Below are 17788 nucleotides of genomic sequence, written 5' to 3'. Positions count from 1 at the left end.
CGCTGGTCAGAGGGGAAGCCTGCACAGTCATACTGGTACCTCAGCGGAAATGGAATCGGCTTGGGTACCAGCTTCTGCGCTTCCGCCGGTCTCCTCGCAGCCGGTGCGTCAGATCGCCAACAATGCCCCCGTTCGCCAGCAGGTGGCATCGGCGCAGCCCATGGGCAATGTGCAGGCTCCGCCGCTTGCCGCGCCAGCGGGAACGCTGAAGACGCCTGACGGCCGCGAAGCGCGCATGCCGACCAAGCCGGCGACACCGGGGCAGGCATCCGCCAACACGGCGGCCATTCTTCCACAAGCCCCGCAGGTCAAGGACCGGAACGGCGCGGCAACGACGACGGCCAACAATACGACGCCACCCAGCCATGCCGGTTCCTACACGGTTCAAAGCGGCGATACGCTGCATGCGATCTCCCGCAAGACGGGCACCAATGTCGAGGCCATCAAGCAGGCCAACAACATGAAGGACGGCACCGTTCGTGTTGGCCAGTCGCTGGTCATTCCGGCGTCAAGTGCCTCGATGGCGCAGAATGTCGCCAACAACATGAAATCGAAGGGTTCCGTCGATCAGGTGAAGACCGCCGCGACGCCACCGGTTGAACAGCCGAAGGTTGTTGCAAGTACAGCGCCGAACGCGGCGATTGCTGCGCCGCAGGCCGACGGCCAGGCAAAACCCTATACGCCGCCGCAGGCGAGCGAAAAGGTGATCGACGATGCCGAGAAGGATGTTGCATCAGCACCGTCCGCCACGGGTGCATCGCAGATGCGCTGGCCGGTTCGCGGCCGGGTTGTCGCCAATTACGGCAAGGGCAATGACGGTATCGACATTTCGGTTCCCGAAGGCACGCCGATCAAGGCCGCTGAAAACGGCGTGGTCATTTACTCCGGCGATGGCCTGAAGGAGTTCGGCAACACCGTTCTCGTGCGCCACGACAATGGTCTGGTCACGGTTTACGGCAATGCGAGCAAGCTGAACGTGCAGCGCGGCCAGAAGGTGAAGCGCGGCGAGGAACTTGGCCGGTCGGGCATGACAGGCAATGCGACATCGCCAAAGCTGCACTTCGAGGTGCGCAAGAACTCGACCCCGGTCGATCCGACGAAATTTCTCGAATCCTGATCGGGTCAGGTTTGAATCAGAAGGCCCGCGCAGCGATGCGCGGGCCTTTTCGTTTGTCAGAGCTTCTTGCCGAGACGTCCGGCCAGATCCTGCGTGAACTGCCACGCGACACGGCCGGAGCGTGAACCGCGGGTGGTCGACCATTCCAGCGCTTCCGCATGCAATTGTTCCTTCTGCATCGGCAGGTCGAAATGCGCGGCATAGCCATCGATCATCGATAGATAATCGTCCTGGCTGCATTTGTGGAAACCGAGCCATAGGCCGAAGCGATCCGACAGGGACACTTTTTCTTCAACGGCTTCGGATGGGTTGATTGCCGTCGAGCGCTCGTTCTCGATCATGTCGCGCGGCAACAGATGCCTGCGGTTCGAGGTGGCGTAGAAGATGACATTGTCGGGACGGCCTTCCACGCCGCCTTCCAGCGCCGCCTTCAATGACTTGTAGGACGTATCGTCATGGTCGAAGGAAAGATCGTCGCAGAACAGGATGAAACGATATTTCGTGTCCTTGATGGCTGCCATCAGGGAAGGGAGGCTGTCGATGTCCTCGCGGTGGATCTCAACCAGCTTCAGCGTGCCGGTATCGTCGGGTGCGGCCATGTTGACGGAGGCATGGACGGCCTTCACCAGGGATGACTTGCCCATGCCGCGGGCGCCCCACAAAAGCACGTTGTTGGCCTGCAACCCATCGGCAAAGCGCTTGGTGTTGTCGAAGAGAATATCCCGGACGCGATCGACCCCGCGAATGAGTGAAATATCGACCCGGTTGACCTTTTTGACGGGGTCGAAGGCAAGTTTGTCCGGGTTCCAGACAAAGCAATCCGCCGTATCGAGATCGACGGGTTGCGGTTTTGGCGGTGCCATGCGCTCCAGCACTGCAATCAGACGGTCAAGCTTATCTGCCAGCAATTCCTCGGACATTCTTATCAAGCCTTTGTTTTTTCTATGTTCAAGCCACTATCATGTTGATGGGAAATCGAAAAGCGCGGTACGGGATTTTGCACGGTTGCTTTTCCCATTCCAAACATTGTATTGCGCAGGCTCTATAAACTTTCAAACACGTATTACTCTGGAGATTGTCTCTATGTTCGTAACTCCCGCATATGCACAGACAACAGGTATCGGTGGTGCGCCGGAAATGCTGATGAGCATCCTGCCATTCATCCTGATTTTCGTGATCATGTACTTCCTGATCATCCGCCCGCAGCGCACGCAGATGAAGAAGCGCGAAGAGCAGCTCAAGAACATCCGCCGTGGCGATACGATCATCACCGGCGGTTTCGTTGCCAAGGTGACGAAAGTGTTCGATGACAGCGGTGAACTCGAGGTCGAAATCGGCGAGGGCGTCAAGGCTCGCGTCATCCGCGCACTGGTGTCCGATGTGCGCGTCAAAGGTGAACCGGTTGCCGATAACAAGAAATAAGTCATAGTGACGGGGCGGCATCAGGCCGCCCTGTTGATTCTTGAGGTCGGGACTGCATGCTCTATTTTAGCCGCTGGAAGACACTTCTCATCTGGGCCGTTGTTCTCGTCGGCGTGATCCTGGCTCTGCCAAATCTCTTTACGCCCATCCAGCTGGCGAACCTGCCGAACTGGCTGCCGAAGAAGCAGCTTGCCCTCGGACTTGATCTGGAAGGCGGCTCGCGCATACGGCTGCAGGTGGACAAGGACAAGCTGGCGCAGACCGGCGCGGCCATCGAGGTGATGAACCGCCGTCTCAGCGAACTCGGCTATGCCAATCCCAATGTGGAGAGCCAGAGAAGCGGGCGTGTGCTGGTCGAGGTTTCGGGTTTGTATGACTCGCAGCTGCTCAAGGATATTCTGAGCCTGACCGGCCAGCTGAGCTTCCGCATGATCGATACATCCGTGCCGGTGCAGCAGGCGATTGACGGCACGCCGCCGGAAGGTTCGGATGTTGTCTATTCCTTTGACGATCCGCCCGTGGCTTACCTCGTCAAGAAGGAGGCCATCGTCACCAACCAGAATTTCGTCGGGGCGCAGGCGGGTGTCGATACGGCCACCCAGCAGCCGGTCATCACCTTCAAGCTGGACAGCGCCGGGGCAGAACGGTTCTCCACTGCGACAAAGGAAAACATCGGAAAGTCCTTCGCCATCGTGCTTGACGATCAGGTGCTGTCCGCACCGGTGATCAGCGAAGCCATTCCCGGCGATACGGGCCAGATCACCGGCAATTTCGACCTGTCCGGTGCCAGCAACCTTGCCATCGTCATGCGTGCCGGAGCATTGCCTGCACCTGTCACCGTGATTGAAGAACGCTCAGTCGGTACCGACCTTGGCGCCGCCGCCGTGTCTGCAGGCAAGATCGCTGCGCTCATCGGCGCCGGTCTCGTCATCCTGTTCATGTTGCTGACCTATGGCCTGCTGGGCGTGATTGCGAGCATCGCGCTTGTTGTCAACATCGTCCTGATCCTGGCGGTTCTGACCGTGTTCGGCGTGCCGCTCAGCCTTGCAGGCGTAGCCGGTATCGTCCTGACCATCGGCATGGCGGTGGACTCCAACGTTCTGATCTATGAGCGCATTCGTGAAGACCGGCGCGCTGGCTTTTCGGTCATTCAGGCCATCGATTCCGGATTTGCCCGCGCGCAGGCCACGATCGTCGATGCCAATGTGACAACGCTGATCGCTGCGCTCGTCCTGTTTATCCTGGGCACCGGCCCCGTGCATGGCTTCGCCGTCACGGTCACCATCGGCATCGTCACCACGCTGTTCACCACCTTCACGCTGACGCGCTGGATGGTATCCGCCTGGGTGCAGTGGTCGAAGCCCAAGGAAGTGCCGCGCGCGCCGCTGAAGCTCGTTCCCAACAACACCAAAATACCCTTCATGCGCCTGCGCGGGCTGACGCTGGGTTTCTCCGCGCTGTCGAGCATTGCCGTCATCGTGCTGTTCCTTGTCGTCGGCATGAATTTCGGCATCGATTTCAAAGGCGGAACCATGGTCGAGATCGCCTCCAATGAAGGGCCGATCGATCTGGACGATGTCTACAGCCGGCTGGATGACCTGAACATCGGCGATGTGAAGATCGAGCCGTTCAAATCGGACAGCCGGGCGCTGATCACGGTCGGCAGTCAGCGCGAGGGCGAAAACGCCGAGCAGACCGTCGGTGTCAAGATCCGCGGCGAGCTTGATCAGGATTATGAATTCCGTCGGGTTGATGTCATCGGCCCGACCGTATCGGGCGAGCTTGCCAAGGCAGGCGGACTGGCGGTCGCGCTCTCTCTGGCGGCAATCTTCGCCTATGTGTGGTTCCGCTTCGAATGGCACTTTGCCCTTGGCGCAATCATCGCGACCATCCATGACGTGGTGCTGCTGCTTGGCATGTTCATTGTCTTCCAGATGGAGTTCAATCTGTGGAGCATTGCGGCGCTTCTGGCCATTGTCGGCTATTCGCTCAATGACACGGTGGTGATTTACGACCGCGTCCGGGAAAACCTGCGGCGGCATGGCAACAGCGTTTCGCTGTCGGCGGTTCTCGATGCCTCGATCAACCAGACATTGTCACGCACCATCCTGACATCGCTGGCCACCTTCCTTGCGCTGGTCGTGCTCTATGCCTATGGCGGCGACGATGTCCGCTCCTTTGCGCTGACCATCGCGGTCGGTATTGTCGTTGCGACCTATTCGTCGATCTTCATTGCCGGGCCCTTGCTGATGCTGTTCGGGCTCAAGGGACGCGATGTGATCGACGATGCTCACCCCGCCGGGCAGAGCGGGGCATAACGCCGTGGCCAAGGGCATTGAAATCCGTGACGCACATTTTCCGGGCCGGGCACCCATCGATGCCTATGGCAATGGCGGATTCCGGTTTGCCGACATGTCGCATCGCGGGTCTATTTTGTGCCTGCCATCGGGCATCCATGGCTGGGCACCGAAGATCGAAACTGCCCTGACGGCGGAGGATCTGGCGCTTGTGTTCAAAGAGGCCGCCGATATCGAGATTCTGCTGGTGGGAACGGGCACCGAGTTGCGCCGCCTGCCGCAGGCCCTGCGTGACCTTTTGCGCGAGCACCGCATTTCCTCCGATCCCATGAGCACCGGCGCGGCCGTGCGCACCTACAATGTTCTGCTGGCGGAAGACCGCGCCGTCGCCGCGGCACTGATTGCAGTGGATTAAACCAGCGGTTCTCTGTATCTCAACCCCATGAACGCGAACCAGACCCACTGCCTGCAATTGCTGCGCGATGCCGACCCCGACCGCTACCTCTCGGTGCTTTATGCGCCGGAGGACAAGCGGGGTGCCCTGGCCGCCCTTTACGCATTCAATGTCGAGATTGCCCGTATCCGCGACCTGATCCATGATCCGCTGCCGGGCGAGGTGCGCCTGCAATGGTGGCGCGATCTGATCAACGGCACGGAGCATGGCGAGGCCGTCGGCAATCCGGTGGCGGCGGCGCTGCTGGAGGCGATCAAGGCACATAATCTGCCGCGCGCCGCCTTCGACAATTACTGCGAAGCCCGCATTTTCGACCTTTATGACGATCCCATGCCCAGCCGCAACGATCTTGAGGGCTATTGCGGCGAGACGGCCTCGGCCTTGATCCAGCTTGCTTCTCTTGTGCTTGATGCGGAAAAGGCGCCCGCCCATGCGGATATGGCTGGGCATGCGGGGGTTGCGCAGGCCATTACCGGCCTTCTGCGTCTCCTGCCGCTGCACCGGCGGCGCGGTCAGGTCTATATCCCGGCCGATATTCTTTCTGCCGTCGGCTGCAGCGCCGAAACAGTGCTTGACGGCGCCGACAAGGACGGGGTCAAGCGCGCCATCGATGCGATGATTGCACTGGCGGAAGATCATCTCGGCAAATACGAGGCCGGTGCAAAATCGCTCCCCGCCGCTTTGCGTCCGGCCTATCTGCCGGTCAGCCTGACGAGAACCTATCTGAAGGGGATCAAGGCCAGCGGCGCCGCCGCAGCCGATGAAACAGCGGTGGTTTCACCGTTGAAGCGCCAGTGGGTGATGTTCAGGGCATCCATGCGCTAGCCTTGGATGGTGTTAGCGTTGTGCGTGTTTCGACACGCTTTGCTCGTTACTCCGCAGCCTCGGCCACCGCAGGCAGGCCCAGCCATGCCCGGCAATCCGCAAGTGCGCGCGCGCTCATGGCCCGTTTCTTGGCGTTGGTCTTTTCCTTGCCGCGCAGCCGTTTGCCTTCTGACTTCGGTGCCTCAATCGACGGGAACAGGCCGAAATTGACATTCATCGGCTGGAAGGAGCGTTTGCCGGGCTCTTCATCACTGACGATGTGACCGCCGGTGATGTGTCCGAGCAGCGCGCCGAAGGCCGTGGTGAGCGGCGGCGGTGTCAAAGTCTGCCCTAGTCTTTCCGCCGCGGCGAACCGTCCGGCAAGCAGGCCGATGGCCGCCGATTCCACATAGCCTTCGCAGCCGGTGATCTGACCGGCAAAGCGCAGGCCCGGACGGGATTTCAGCTGCAGCGTCGGATCCAGCAGGATGGGCGAATTCAGGTAGGTGTTGCGGTGCAGGCCGCCCAGCCGCGCAAACTCCGCATGCTCGAGGCCGGGGATCATCCGGAAAATCTCGGTCTGCGCCCCGTATTTCAGCTTCGTCTGGAAACCGACCATGTTGTAGAGCGTGCCAAGCGCATTGTCCTGCCGCAGCTGCACGACGGCATAGGCCTTGACCGTGGGGTTGTGTTCGTTGGTCAGGCCCATCGGCTTCATCGGGCCGTGACGCAGCGTTTCGACACCGCGTTCGGCCATGACTTCGATGGGCAGGCAGCCGTCGAAATAGGGCGTGCCTTCCCATTGCTTGAATTCGGTCTTGTCGCCGGCAATCAGCGCCTGCACGAAAGCCTCATACTGCTCCTTGGTCATCGGGCAGTTGATGTAGTCCTTGCCGGTGCCGCCGGGGCCAACCTTGTCATAGCGCGACTGGAACCAGCAGGTGTTCATGTCGATGCTGTCGAAATGCACGATGGGTGCAATGGCATCGAAGAAGGCGAGGGCATCGGCGCCGGTCTGCCTGCCGATGGCTTCGGCCAGCGATGGTGCCGTCAACGGCCCGGTGGCGATGATGACCTTGTCCCACTCTGCCGGGGGCAGGCCGGTGATCTCTTCGCGCTCGATGGTGATCAGCGGGTGGACTTCAAGCTTCGCCGTGACGGCCTGGGCAAAGCCATCGCGATCCACTGCCAGCGCGCCGCCCGCGGGAACCTGATGGGAATCGGCCGATGCCATGATCAGCGAATTGGCGAGACGCATTTCCGCATGCAGCACGCCGACGGCGTTGGTTTGCGCGTCATCGGAGCGGAACGAGTTGGAGCAGACAAGCTCGGCGAGATCCTGCGTCTTGTGCGCGTCCGTGCCGCGAACAGGACGCATCTCGTGCAGGATGACGGGAATGCCTGCCTCGGCGAGTTGCCATGAAGCTTCGGAACCGGCGAGACCGCCGCCAATGATGTGTACGGGTGTGTGTGACATAAGACCCCAATAAACCGTTTGGCGTCCGGCTTCAATGGTGCAAAAGCCGCTGCGGATACTCCGCAGCGGCCTGCGGTGTGTCAGGCGCTGGCTTTGTCGAGTTCGGCGATGTCCGCCGTGTCGAGTGTCAGCGTTGCCGCCTTGATCAGGCTTTCCAGCTGTTGCAGCGACGTGGCGCTGGCGATGGGGGCGGTGACGCCTTCGCGTGCCATAATCCAGGCCAGGGCAATCTCGGCCTGCTTGGCGCCATGCTTGGCTGCAACCGCGTCCAGCGCCGCGAGGATGCGGTAGCCGCGCGCATTGAGATAGGCTTTGACAGCGCCGCCGCGCTGGCTCTGTCCAAGATCGGCTTCGCTGCGGTATTTGCCCGAGAGAAACCCGCGTGCAAGGCTGAAATAGGTGATGACGCCGATATCCTCGGCCATGCACAGGTCGCGCAGCGCGCCATCATAGCCGGCGCGGTCATAGAGATTGTATTCCGGCTGGAGCACGTCATAGCGCGGCAGGCCATCGGCCTTGGCGGTGTCGAGCGCCGCGCGCAGCTGGTTCGCATCGTAATTGGACGCGCCGATGGATTTGATCTTGCCGGCTTTCAGCAGCTTGTCATAGGCGGCGAGTGATTCCGCATGCGGCGTTGCCGGATCCGGCCAATGGGAGAGGTAGAGATCGATGGCATCCACCTGCAGGCGCTTCAGCGATGCTTCGACGGCCTCGGCGATATTGGCGGCCTGAAGGTTCTTGCCCTTGCCCATGTCGCCGCCGACCTTGGTGATGATGATCATCCTGTCGCGGGTGCCGCGGGATTTCATCCATTCGCCGATGATGGTTTCCGATTCACCGCCGCTGTTTCCCGGAACCCAGCTTGAATAGACATTGGCGGTATCGACCGTGTTGAGGCCCGCATCGGCAAAGCGGTCAAGCAGGTCAAAGGAGGTTTTCTTGTCGGCGGTCCAGCCGAAGACATTGCCGCCGAAAACCAGCGGAGCAATCGACAGGCCTGTGCGGCCAAGAGGGCGTTTGTGCATGGTAAGTCTCCCGGGGAGGACGTGAAGGGGGACTCAGACTGTAGAACTCCGGCGTTCGTCTTTCCAGCCTGGCTTTGACCCGAATGGTCGCAGGCGTGGATTGCAACGGACGTCGTTTGAAATGCAGGCGGTGAGCAGATGTCTCGAACCGCATACCCCCGAAACAACAACACCCACCGCGGGAGGAGGTGCGGTGGGTGCCGTTTTGTAAAGACCGGCTGGGAGGAGGAGTGCCGGCCTTTGATCGCGGGGGCTCTGGGAGGAGGATGAACCCCGGCGATATTCTGTTATGCGATTAGCGTACTGCGGACTTCTTGGCGACGAACGGGATGTCCGAGCGGGAGATGCCCAGGTCGTTCAGTTCGCGGGTCGACAGACGGTTCAGCTCGGAAACCGTGTCACGGTAACGGCGCCAGTTGCTGTAGGAGCGGATAAGGTTCATTTCATTCACCATTCGGTTCAGTTGTTTCGTTGATCACTCTTGATCGTTGAGCTGAAGATAGTGGATGCCTTGGCGAATGTGCAGAGCCAAGTTTGCAGATCAGCTATGCATATGTTGCATTGCATCATTAATCGATTTTAATTGCTGCGTCGCACAAATGTCATCTTCATGACCTTTAGCCCGAATCCGGCTGCAATTGCGTTTTCAATGTGGCTGGCATTATCAGGGGCAGGACCCTAATCTTACATCTCGAGTCGGGAGCAGAATGCATGATAGTCGGTTTTACCCTGCGCAAGCACATTGCACGGTGGCAGCGTGACGGGTTGATCGATGACGCCACGGCGGAGCGCCTGCGCAAGGATATTGCCGGGCAGGGCCCGGGTTTCGGTCTGGGGAATGTTTTGGCCATACTGGGCGTCATTCTGCTTGGCGCTGCCCTGCTGTCGCTGATTGCCGCCAATTGGGAAGCCATGCCGCGCCTTGTTCGCGTCGGATTGATCTTTGCCGTGCTCTGGTGCGGTTATCTCGGCGGCGCATGGCGGGCGAACAAGGGCGATGCGATTTTCAGTGAGGCGCTCTATCTCCTTGGGGCCATCGCCTTCGGTGCGGGGATCGCCCTGGTCGGCCAGATGTATCATCTGTCGGGGGATGTGGCGTCCGCGGCGCTGCTCTGGGCTGGAGGGACGGTTGTCGCCGCGCTGCTCCTGCGGTCATCGACCCTTGCTGCCGCCAGCATCGTGATTGCCGGTTTCTATCTCGTTGCCAGCCTGGAACCGGAAACGGCATCGCGCCTGTCCTATATCTGGATCGTTCCGGTCTTTGCGGTGATTGCGGCGGGCCTGATATGGTATACGGGCGCGCAGGTGGCCCGGCATTTTCTCGCTGTCCTCGTGCTGGCCTTTGTCTGCATCGTTCACTTCGACAGGGATGTCACTGTCGTCTTGTGGATGACGCTGATTGCCGGACTGGGGCTGTTTCTGCTGGACGCCTTGTATCCGTACATACTGGACCGGGCGACCGGATGGAGCATCGGTCTTGGCGCTTATGGATTTCTCGCGGTGCAGATGGTGCTGCTGATTTTCCAGTTCAACGATCACATCTTTGCCCGGACTCGCGATGTCATGACGGGTATTGTCATCCTTGCCGTGGCGATCGCCGGTCTGGCCCTGTCGGGGCATCGCAATCTCGCGATACGGTGGAGCGCCTATGGATTGTTTTCGCTTGAGGTCCTCTACATCGCTTTCGAGACCATCGGCACGATGATCGGCACGGCGGGCTTCTTCCTGACCGTCGGCGTGCTTGTCCTGTTGCTTGCGGTGTTCGTTATCCGCATGGAGCGCCGTCTTCACAAAAAGAGTCTGGTGAAAGGTGCAGCATCATGAAAACAAAGTATTTTTTGCTGCCGGCTTTGATTGTTGCGCTTCTGCAGTCGGGCGCGCTTTATGCCATGGTGGAAAAGCACGCGATGATTTTGCGCCACGGCACAATGATCACGCTGGCCACGCAGCCGGTCGATCCGCGTGACCTGTTGCGCGGCGAATATGTGCGGCTCGGCTATGGGATTTCATCCGTCGAAGCCGACAAGGTGAGCGGCACCAAGCCGGATACCACCGGTCTTGCCGACATCTATGTCACGCTGAAAGAGGGGGCGGATGGCCGGTGGGGTCTTACTGGTGCCTCCTGGCAGAAACGCCGGGATCTGGCGGCGGGCGAAGTCCAGATGCGTGGTCAGACGCTGACGGGTGCCATGGGCGCCTTTGCGGTGCAGTACGGCATTGAACGCTATTACCTCCCAGAAGGATGGGGCCGTGCGGTCGAGAAGGTGCAGGGCGAACGCGGGGTCGATGCGGTGATTGCCGTCTCCGGTTCGGGTGAAGCCCAGATTCGCTCGCTCAAATACAATGGACGCCTGCTTTATCAGGAGCCGGCATACTGAAGCAGCGCGTCATCGCGCAGCTTTGAAGAAGCCATTCAACCTATTGAAATATTTGAAAAAAGAGTGGTGCGGATAGAGGGACTCGAACCCCCACGGTCTCCCGCCAGAACCTAAATCTGGTGCGTCTACCAATTTCGCCATATCCGCAGATGAGGGCCGTATCCGGCCCTCAAGCGCCGGTCTCTATATCACCCTCTTTCCGGGGGTCAAAGGAAAAAGCCGCCGCTTGAACAGGATTACGCCGGCGTCCAGCCGATTGCATCCCGCAGGAAGGCGTAGCCCAGCGCAATGAAGCTGGCACGCTCCCTGTTGTCCTTGCCATATCCGTGTCCGCCCGCCTCTGGCTCATAGAAAGAGGCGGTGTAGCCGAGTTCCTGCAGCTTTGCCGCCATCTTGCGGGCATGTCCGGGGTGTACGCGGTCATCCCTGCGGGTTGTGGCGATGAGGATCGGCGGATAGGGGCGGCCGGGTACAGCCGCGTGATAGGCCGACATTTCCTTCAGGAAGGCCCAGTCTTCCGGCTTGTCCGGGTCGCCATACTCGTCGACCCAGCTCGCCCCGGCGAGAAGCTTGTTGTAGCGGCGCATGTCGATCAGCGGAATGGTGCAGAACAGGGCGCCGAAGCGTTCGGGATAGCGCGTCAGCATGTTGGAAATCAGCAGGCCGCCATTGGAGCCGCCTTCCGCCGCGATACGGTCCGGCCGTGTGACGCCGCGCCGCACGAGATCGGCGGCCACGGCGGCAAAATCATCGTGGGAGAGCTTTTTGCCTGCGCGGCGCCCGGCATCGTGCCAGGGCGTGCCGAATTCGCCGCCGCCGCGCAGATTGGCGACCACGCTGGTGCCGCCGCGCTCGAGCCACAGCTTGCCCACGGATGCGCTGTAATAGGGCTCCATCGACAGGCCAAACCCGCCATAACCGGTCATGTGCACCGGTGCATCGCCGGTTTCGGCCCTGGGGCCGATCTGCGTATAGGGGATCGACTCGCCGTCGCTGGAGATCGCCTCGTGCCGGGTCACCACCAGTCCGGTGGCGTCGAAGACCGCAGGACTTTGTTTCAGCAGCGTGGGCGCAGCCAGTGTGTCGGGTTCGGCAATGTCGAGGAGCAGGACCTGCGCTGGGGTTATCGGGTCCTGCGCCGCAACCAGCAGTTCCCCATTGGTGTGGTTGTGTTCGACATCCAGCGACCAGACGTGGACCATGCCTTCGGCCGGCAGAACGGCGATGGGCCGCCTCGTCCATTTGCCAGTAGCAGGCTCGAAAATCTCGAAGCGCGGCGCAAGATTGTCGAGATAGGAGACGACCAGTTTCTTGTCGTTCCAGAAGAACCCTTGCAGGGCGCGGCGCGGTGCCGGTTCGAACAGAACCTGGAAATCACGGTCTCCGGCGAGAAATGCCTGGAGCGAAATGCCGAGCAGCGTGTCGGCGGGGTGGGTAACACCGGCGACTGTCCAGTCTTCCCTCGGCTTGACCGTCAGCCATTGGTCGTAGGAATTCCACCATGCTGTCGCAGGCACATCCATGCGCTGCCTGGGGCCGCTGCGATCGCCCTGCCAGCCAGCGGTTTCAAAGAAGGAACGCTGTTCGACAAACCAGAGGCGTTCGCTGCCCGTGCTGTGATCGATGTCGACGCCAACAGCCATGGAGTCCGGCGGGCATTCAAAAATCACGGCCGCTGCCAGCGGATCGGTCCCGCGGGGCCACAGGCGGACGGTGCGCGCATAGCCCGATTGCGTGGCCATGCCGTCGCCAAGGGCGCTTGATATCAGCACCGTGTCATGATCGAGCCAGCCAAGACCGCCCTTTGCCTCGGGAAGGTTGAATCCATCCGCGATGAACCGCAGCGTTTCCAGATCGAACTCGCGGTTGACCACCGCATCGCTGCCGCCGCGCGACAGGGAGAGAATGGCGCGTTGCCGCTTCTCCGGCTCGATCTGCGCGCCCGCCCAGATCCAGTCGTCATTTTCGGCTGTGGCCAAAGCGTCGATGTCGAGCAGAAGTTCCCATTCGGGCTCCGGCGTCTTGTAGGACACCATGGTGGTCCGGCGCCACAGGCCGCGCGGGTTCTTCTCGTCCTGCCAGAGGTTGTAGAGGTAATCGCCGCGCCGTGCGACCATCGGGATCTTGTCCGGCCGGTTGAGAATGGCGGTCAAAACATCGCGGTCATGCTCGAACTGCTGGCCGCCGAAGCGCTGCATGGCGATGGCGGATTGTTTCTCCACCCATTCAAGCGGTTTTGCGCCGTCGATTTCTTCGAGCCAGATGCGCGGATCGTCATCGGGAGCATCGATGGTCGGGCGAATATCCTGATTGGTCATGAGCGTCACTTTCCCTTGGAATCTGCCAGGCAGTGTCTTGAAAGCACGGTTTTTTGCAATGCCTCAAACCATCAAATTCGGCATCGATGAAAAATCGCGCCGGTGATGAGCCGGCGCGATCTTTCGTATTGGAGGCTTTGACCTTAGTGGGCCGCTGCTTCTTCCGCCGGTTTTTCGACCGGAGCCTTCTTGCGTCCGAAGGAACGGAGCGCAACGTAGAACACCGGTGTGAGGAACAGGCCGAAGAAGGTCACGCCCAGCATGCCGGAGAACACCGCCGTGCCGAGTGACTGGCGCATTTCCGCGCCGGGGCCCTGGGCAATCATCAGCGGCACGACACCGAAGATGAAGGCAAAGGCGGTCATCAGGATCGGGCGCAGCCGCAGACGGCTGGCTTCGATGGCGGCTTCGACCGGCGTTGCACCTTCCGCCTGATGCTGGCGGGCGAATTCCACGATCAGGATCGCGTTCTTCGCCGCCAGGCCGATCAGAACGACAAGGCCGATCTGAGTCAGGATGTTGTTGTCCATCCCGCGCAGGAACACGCCGATCAGCGCGGCCAGAACCGCCAGCGGCACGATCAGGATGATCGCCAGCGGCAGCACCCAGCTTTCGTACTGCGCGGCAAGGGCGAGGAAGACGAACACCACCGACAGTCCGAAGATCAGGATTGCCGTGTTTCCGGTCTGCCGTTCCTGAAGTGCCAGTTCCGTCCACTGGAACGTCGTTCCGCTGGGCAGCGTCTTGGCGGCAAGGGCCTCCATCTTGTCGAGCGCCGTACCGGTGGAAACCCCGGGCGCGGCGTTGCCCTGCAGCGGCACCGATACATACATGTTGTACCGCTGCACGAGCGAGGGGCCGTTGGTGTCCTTGATGTTGATCAGCGTGCCCAACGGGACCAGAGCGCCCGTTGCCGAGCGTACTTTCAGGGCAAGGATGTCGGTTCGATCAAGCCGGTATTGCTGGTCGGCCTGCGCCCGCACCTGATAGACGCGGCCGAAGGCATTGAAGTCATTGACATAGGAGGTGCCAAGGTTGGTGGATAGCGCCTCAAAGATGTTGGGAATGGGCACATTCAAGGCCTGCGCCTTGTCACGGTCCACCTCCAGGAAATATTGCGGGCTGTTGGCGGAGAACGTGGTGTAGACGCCGGTCAGGCCCGGTGTCTGATTGGCTTCGCCCATCATCTGATAGGCCAATCCCAGGACGCGGCGCATATCGGAGCTGTCGCGGTCGAGGAGCTGCATCTTGAAGCCGCCGGCATTGCCGACACCGCGGATCGGCGGCGGCGGCACGGCGATGATGAAGGCCTCCTGAATGCTTTGCAGGCTGCCATAGACCTGGCCAATGATGGAATTGGCCGTTTGTCCATTCTTGATCCGCTCGGCGAAAGGCTGGAACGGAACGAACACCACGCCGGAATTCGACGCATTGGTGAAGGTCGCGCCGTTGAACCCGGCAAAGGCAATGGCGTTGCGCACGCCCGGAATGCCCTTGATGATCTTCGATGCCTTTTCGATCACCGCGTCCGTGCGGGCGAGCGAAGCGCCGTCGGGCAGCTGGACGACGACGATGGCATAGCCCTGATCCATCGGCGGCACAAAGCCGCGGGGGATCGTCACCGCCATGAACCAGGTGGCGACCAGCAGCCCTGCGAACACCAGCAGGGAGGCGAGGAGGCCGATGGTCGACCCGACGAGATGCCGGACAATCCAGGAATAGCCGTTCGCCATCCTGTCGAAGCCGGTGTTGAAGCCATTGGCCAAGGCCCGGCCAAACCGCGCCAGAGGGTTGTTGGAGACCGCATGGCCGTGCGGGCGCAACACGATCGCTGCAAGGGCAGGAGAGAGTGTGAGCGAGTTGATGGCCGAAATGGCGGTTGCTGCCGAGATGGTCACGGCAAACTGGATGTAGAACTGGCCCGATATGCCGGGAATGAATGCTGTTGGCGCGAACACCGCAATCAGCACCAGCGAAATGGCGATAACGGCGGTTCCCACCTCATCCATGGTCACATGCGAGGCCTGTTTCGGGCTCATGCCCGCCGCAAGGTTTCGCTCGACGTTCTCCACCACGACGATGGCGTCGTCCACCACGATACCGATGGCAAGGACCAGACCGAACAGGGTCAGCATGTTCAGCGAGAAGCCGAAGGCCGAGAGGATGGCGAAGGTACCGATCAATGAAACCGGGATGGCCACGATCGGGATGATCGCCGTCCGCCAGGATTGCAGGAAGACGAGAACGACCAGCGCCACGAGGATCACGGCTTCGAAGATCGTCTTGTAAACGTCGGAGATCGATTCAGCGATGAACTCCGTCGGATCATAGACGATGTCGTATTTCAGGCCCGGAGGAAAATCCTTGGAGAGTTCCGCCATGGTGGACCGGATTGATTCTGCGGCGGCCAGCGCATTGGTGCCCGGACGGCTGAAGATACCCAGCGCAACGGCAGGACTGCCGTCGAGATAACTGTTGGTTACATAATCCTTGGCGCCGAGTTCAATGCGCGCGACATCCTGCAACTGTACCAGTCGGCCGTCACCGCCGGTTTTGACGATGACATAACGGAATTGCCGCGCATCGCTGAACCGGCCCTGCATGGTGACCGTGTACTGGAAGGCGCTTGTGCCCGGTGTGGGCGGTCCGCCAATGGCACCGCCATTGACCTGCACGTTCTGGTCGCGCAGTGCCTGAACCACGTCAGCCGATGTCATGGAGTAGGCGGCGAGTTTCTGCGGATCGAGCCAGATACGCATGGAATATTGCCGTTCGCCGAAGATGGTGACTTCGCCGACGCCGTCAAGCCGCAACAGCACGTCGCGGATGCGGGTGTTGGCGTAGTTGGAGGCATAGAGCTGGTCATAACGGTTGTCAGGCGAAAGCACGTGCACGACCATCATCAGGTCGGGCGAGCTTTTCGTCGTGGTGATGCCGTTGCGCTGCACGTCCTGCGGCAATTGCGGTACGGCAATGGCGACGCGGTTCTGTACCAGAACCTGTGCCTTGTCGAGATCGGTGCCGAGCTTGAAGGTGATGGTCAGCGCCATCGAACCATCGGCGGTCGAGTAGGAAGACATATAGAGCATGTCCTCGACGCCGTTGATCTGCTGTTCGATGGGGGTGGCGACCGTGTTGGCAATGGTTTCGGCATCGGCGCCGGGATAGGCGGTGCGCACGACAATGGTCGGCGGCGCGATTTCCGGATACTGGGCGACGGGAAGCTGCGTGTAGGCGATACCGCCGACAATCAGCAGCACAATCGACAGGACGGATGCGAAGATCGGCCTGTCGATGAAAAAATGCGCAAATCTCATTGGCCCGCCTCCGCAGCCTTCACCTCCGGCGGAAGCTGGACGACGTCGGGTTTGACCTTGATGCCGGGGCGAATCCGCATCAGGCCGTTGACCACGATGGTCTCATCGCCGGTTATGCCGCTGCGGATCACCCGGTAACCGTAGAGTTTGGGGCCGAGACGCACGGGCTTGGTCGTGACCGAGTTGTCCGCATTGAGGACATAGACAACCCGCTCGTTCTGATCGGAGCCAACCGCTTCGTCAGGCACCAGAATGCCCTTATAGGTGTTCGAGGCGGCCACTTCGACCCGGCCGAACAGCCCTGGCTGCAGCACGAAATCCGGATTGTTGAAGCGGGCACGCACCCGCATCGTTCCGGTGGCATCATCGAGCCGGTTCTCGGCAAAATCCAGCTTGCCCTTGAAGGGCGGCTGATTGGAATCGGTCAGCTTGACCGTCACTTCGAGGCCGCCACCGCCTTCCTGCAGATTGCTGCCGTTTTCACGCGCCGTCTTGGCATAGGACAGGAGGTTGCGCTCATCCACGTCGAAATAGAAATCGATCGGATCGAGCGAAACGATGGTTGTCAGGATGGTGTTGTTGGCATTGACGAGATTGCCGACGGAAATGAGCCTGCGGTCGATGCGGCCATCCTGCGGTGCCGTGATCTGCGTATAGTTCAGGTTGAGCTGCGCCGCATCGACGGCGGCCTGGGCGCCGGCCACGCTGGCCTGACCGGCGAGATAGGCGCGGCGCTGATCGTCCAGCGTCGATACGGACAGCGTGCCGCTGCCGGTGAGCGACTGGGTGCGCTTGAACTGGGCTTCCGCATAGGTTTCCGTTGTTTTGGCCACTTCCAACGCGGATTGGGCCTGCGCCAGGGCGGATATATAGGGGCGCTGGTCGATGGTGAAGAGCGGATCGCCCTTCTTGACCAGTGAGCCATCCTTGAAATGCACGGTATCGAGATAGCCGTCGATGCGCGAGCGCACCGAAACCTGATCGACAGCTTCAAAGCGGCCGATGAATTCATCGCTGTCGATGACATCGCGGACAACAGGCTTTGCCACCGTGACGGTTGGAGGCGGGGGCGCAGTCTGCGCCAATGCCGGAGAGGCGGCCATAAGCGCAATTGCAACACCGATTTTGAAGGTAGAGAGAGAATTCCGTGACAAGGGCAGGCCTCCATGACGATCAGAC

At 60.7% G+C, this 17788-nt stretch carries 14 protein-coding genes and 1 tRNA gene; 7 read left to right on the top strand and 8 right to left on the bottom strand.

Annotated features, from left to right (window positions below; all coding sequences use genetic code 11):
* Window positions 1-49 precede the first annotated feature (49 nt).
* On the top strand, window positions 50-1117 hold the full coding sequence (locus tag ACTJJ7_RS02335) for a peptidoglycan DD-metalloendopeptidase family protein (RefSeq protein WP_440965112.1): 1068 nt from the start codon (window positions 50-52) through the stop codon (window positions 1115-1117).
* 56 nt (window positions 1118-1173) lie between these two features.
* Here the strand turns inward: ACTJJ7_RS02335 and ACTJJ7_RS02330 are convergent, their stop codons facing one another.
* Entirely contained in the window at window positions 1174-2037 is an 864-nt protein-coding gene (locus ACTJJ7_RS02330) for an ATP-binding protein (protein WP_440965087.1), read from the bottom strand.
* Window positions 2038-2200: 163 nt separating this feature from the next.
* Between ACTJJ7_RS02330 and yajC the strand changes: the two genes are divergently transcribed.
* From yajC to ACTJJ7_RS02310, 4 genes are read left to right on the top strand one after another with little or no spacing between them, the layout of a single operon-like run.
* Window positions 2201-2539 (top strand): preprotein translocase subunit YajC, encoded by a 339-nt coding sequence (gene yajC, locus ACTJJ7_RS02325; protein WP_105732596.1) that lies wholly within the window; start codon window positions 2201-2203, stop codon window positions 2537-2539.
* Between the two features lie 56 nt (window positions 2540-2595).
* Window positions 2596-4857 (top strand): protein translocase subunit SecD, encoded by a 2262-nt coding sequence (secD, locus tag ACTJJ7_RS02320; RefSeq protein WP_440965085.1) that lies wholly within the window; start codon window positions 2596-2598, stop codon window positions 4855-4857.
* 4 nt (window positions 4858-4861) lie between these two features.
* Window positions 4862-5251 (top strand): Mth938-like domain-containing protein, encoded by a 390-nt coding sequence (locus ACTJJ7_RS02315; RefSeq protein WP_105732598.1) that lies wholly within the window; start codon window positions 4862-4864, stop codon window positions 5249-5251.
* 27 nt (window positions 5252-5278) lie between these two features.
* Window positions 5279-6115: a phytoene/squalene synthase family protein gene (locus ACTJJ7_RS02310; protein WP_440965083.1), complete on the top strand. Its 837-nt coding sequence runs from the start codon at window positions 5279-5281 to the stop codon at window positions 6113-6115.
* Window positions 6116-6161: 46 nt separating this feature from the next.
* Here ACTJJ7_RS02310 and trmFO read toward each other — a convergent pair whose 3' ends face one another.
* The 3 genes from trmFO to ACTJJ7_RS02295 form a co-directional block, all read right to left on the bottom strand.
* Entirely contained in the window at window positions 6162-7571 is a 1410-nt protein-coding gene (gene trmFO, locus ACTJJ7_RS02305) for a methylenetetrahydrofolate--tRNA-(uracil(54)-C(5))-methyltransferase (FADH(2)-oxidizing) TrmFO (protein ID WP_440965081.1), read from the bottom strand.
* 80 nt (window positions 7572-7651) lie between these two features.
* Window positions 7652-8596 (bottom strand): aldo/keto reductase, encoded by a 945-nt coding sequence (locus ACTJJ7_RS02300; RefSeq protein ID WP_440965079.1) that lies wholly within the window; start codon window positions 8594-8596, stop codon window positions 7652-7654.
* A 295-nt stretch (window positions 8597-8891) separates the two neighbouring features.
* Window positions 8892-9038 (bottom strand): DUF1127 domain-containing protein, encoded by a 147-nt coding sequence (locus ACTJJ7_RS02295; RefSeq protein ID WP_091878374.1) that lies wholly within the window; start codon window positions 9036-9038, stop codon window positions 8892-8894.
* Window positions 9039-9307: 269 nt separating this feature from the next.
* On the opposite strand from ACTJJ7_RS02295, the gene ACTJJ7_RS02290 reads away from it, so the two are divergent.
* Both ACTJJ7_RS02290 and ACTJJ7_RS02285 read left to right on the top strand, forming a co-directional pair.
* Window positions 9308-10420 carry a DUF2157 domain-containing protein gene (locus ACTJJ7_RS02290; protein ID WP_440965077.1) on the top strand — a complete coding sequence of 371 codons (1113 nt, stop codon included), beginning with the start codon at window positions 9308-9310 and terminating at the stop codon, window positions 10418-10420.
* Window positions 10417-10974 (top strand): GDYXXLXY domain-containing protein, encoded by a 558-nt coding sequence (locus ACTJJ7_RS02285; protein ID WP_440965075.1) that lies wholly within the window; start codon window positions 10417-10419, stop codon window positions 10972-10974. Before ACTJJ7_RS02290 ends, ACTJJ7_RS02285 begins: the two co-directional genes overlap by 4 nt.
* A gap of 64 nt (window positions 10975-11038) precedes the next feature.
* On the opposite strand, the gene ACTJJ7_RS02280 is transcribed toward ACTJJ7_RS02285, so the two are convergent.
* From ACTJJ7_RS02280 to ACTJJ7_RS02265, 4 genes are all read right to left on the bottom strand, one after another.
* A tRNA-Leu gene (locus ACTJJ7_RS02280) sits at window positions 11039-11121 on the bottom strand.
* Window positions 11122-11210: 89 nt separating this feature from the next.
* Window positions 11211-13292, bottom strand: a complete 2082-nt coding sequence (locus ACTJJ7_RS02275) for a prolyl oligopeptidase family serine peptidase (RefSeq protein WP_440965073.1) — start codon at window positions 13290-13292, stop codon at window positions 11211-11213.
* Window positions 13293-13435: 143 nt separating this feature from the next.
* A complete protein-coding gene (locus ACTJJ7_RS02270; protein ID WP_440965071.1) occupies window positions 13436-16609 on the bottom strand; it encodes an efflux RND transporter permease subunit in 3174 nt (1057 codons plus the stop codon).
* Entirely contained in the window at window positions 16606-17712 is a 1107-nt protein-coding gene (locus tag ACTJJ7_RS02265) for an efflux RND transporter periplasmic adaptor subunit (protein WP_105732606.1), read from the bottom strand. Before ACTJJ7_RS02265 ends, ACTJJ7_RS02270 begins: the two co-directional genes overlap by 4 nt.
* Between the last annotated feature and the right edge of the window lie 76 nt (window positions 17713-17788).

Source organism: Phyllobacterium sp. 22229 (genome assembly GCF_052056495.1).
Lineage (GTDB): Bacteria > Pseudomonadota > Alphaproteobacteria > Rhizobiales > Rhizobiaceae > Phyllobacterium > Phyllobacterium myrsinacearum.
The sequence above is the reverse complement of the archived record's forward strand: the minus strand, read 5'-3'. Positions and strand labels throughout refer to the sequence as shown.

Bases quoted from the DNA above. Each gene is read 5' to 3' on its own strand.
- ACTJJ7_RS02335 (WP_440965112.1), top strand. From the start codon at position 50: ATGGAATCGGCTTGGGTACCAGCTTCTGCGCTTCCGCCGGTCTCCTCG.
- ACTJJ7_RS02330 (WP_440965087.1), bottom strand. From the start codon at position 2,037: ATGTCCGAGGAATTGCTGGCAGATAAGCTTGACCGTCTGATTGCAGTG.
- yajC (WP_105732596.1), top strand. From the start codon at position 2,201: ATGTTCGTAACTCCCGCATATGCACAGACAACAGGTATCGGTGGTGCG.
- secD (WP_440965085.1), top strand. From the start codon at position 2,596: ATGCTCTATTTTAGCCGCTGGAAGACACTTCTCATCTGGGCCGTTGTT.
- ACTJJ7_RS02310 (WP_440965083.1), top strand. From the start codon at position 5,279: ATGAACGCGAACCAGACCCACTGCCTGCAATTGCTGCGCGATGCCGAC.
- trmFO (WP_440965081.1), bottom strand. From the start codon at position 7,571: ATGTCACACACACCCGTACACATCATTGGCGGCGGTCTCGCCGGTTCC.
- ACTJJ7_RS02300 (WP_440965079.1), bottom strand. From the start codon at position 8,596: ATGCACAAACGCCCTCTTGGCCGCACAGGCCTGTCGATTGCTCCGCTG.
- ACTJJ7_RS02295 (WP_091878374.1), bottom strand. From the start codon at position 9,038: ATGAACCTTATCCGCTCCTACAGCAACTGGCGCCGTTACCGTGACACG.
- ACTJJ7_RS02290 (WP_440965077.1), top strand. From the start codon at position 9,308: ATGATAGTCGGTTTTACCCTGCGCAAGCACATTGCACGGTGGCAGCGT.
- ACTJJ7_RS02285 (WP_440965075.1), top strand. From the start codon at position 10,417: ATGAAAACAAAGTATTTTTTGCTGCCGGCTTTGATTGTTGCGCTTCTG.
- ACTJJ7_RS02275 (WP_440965073.1), bottom strand. From the start codon at position 13,292: ATGACCAATCAGGATATTCGCCCGACCATCGATGCTCCCGATGACGAT.
- ACTJJ7_RS02270 (WP_440965071.1), bottom strand. From the start codon at position 16,609: ATGAGATTTGCGCATTTTTTCATCGACAGGCCGATCTTCGCATCCGTC.
- ACTJJ7_RS02265 (WP_105732606.1), bottom strand. From the start codon at position 17,712: ATGGCCGCCTCTCCGGCATTGGCGCAGACTGCGCCCCCGCCTCCAACC.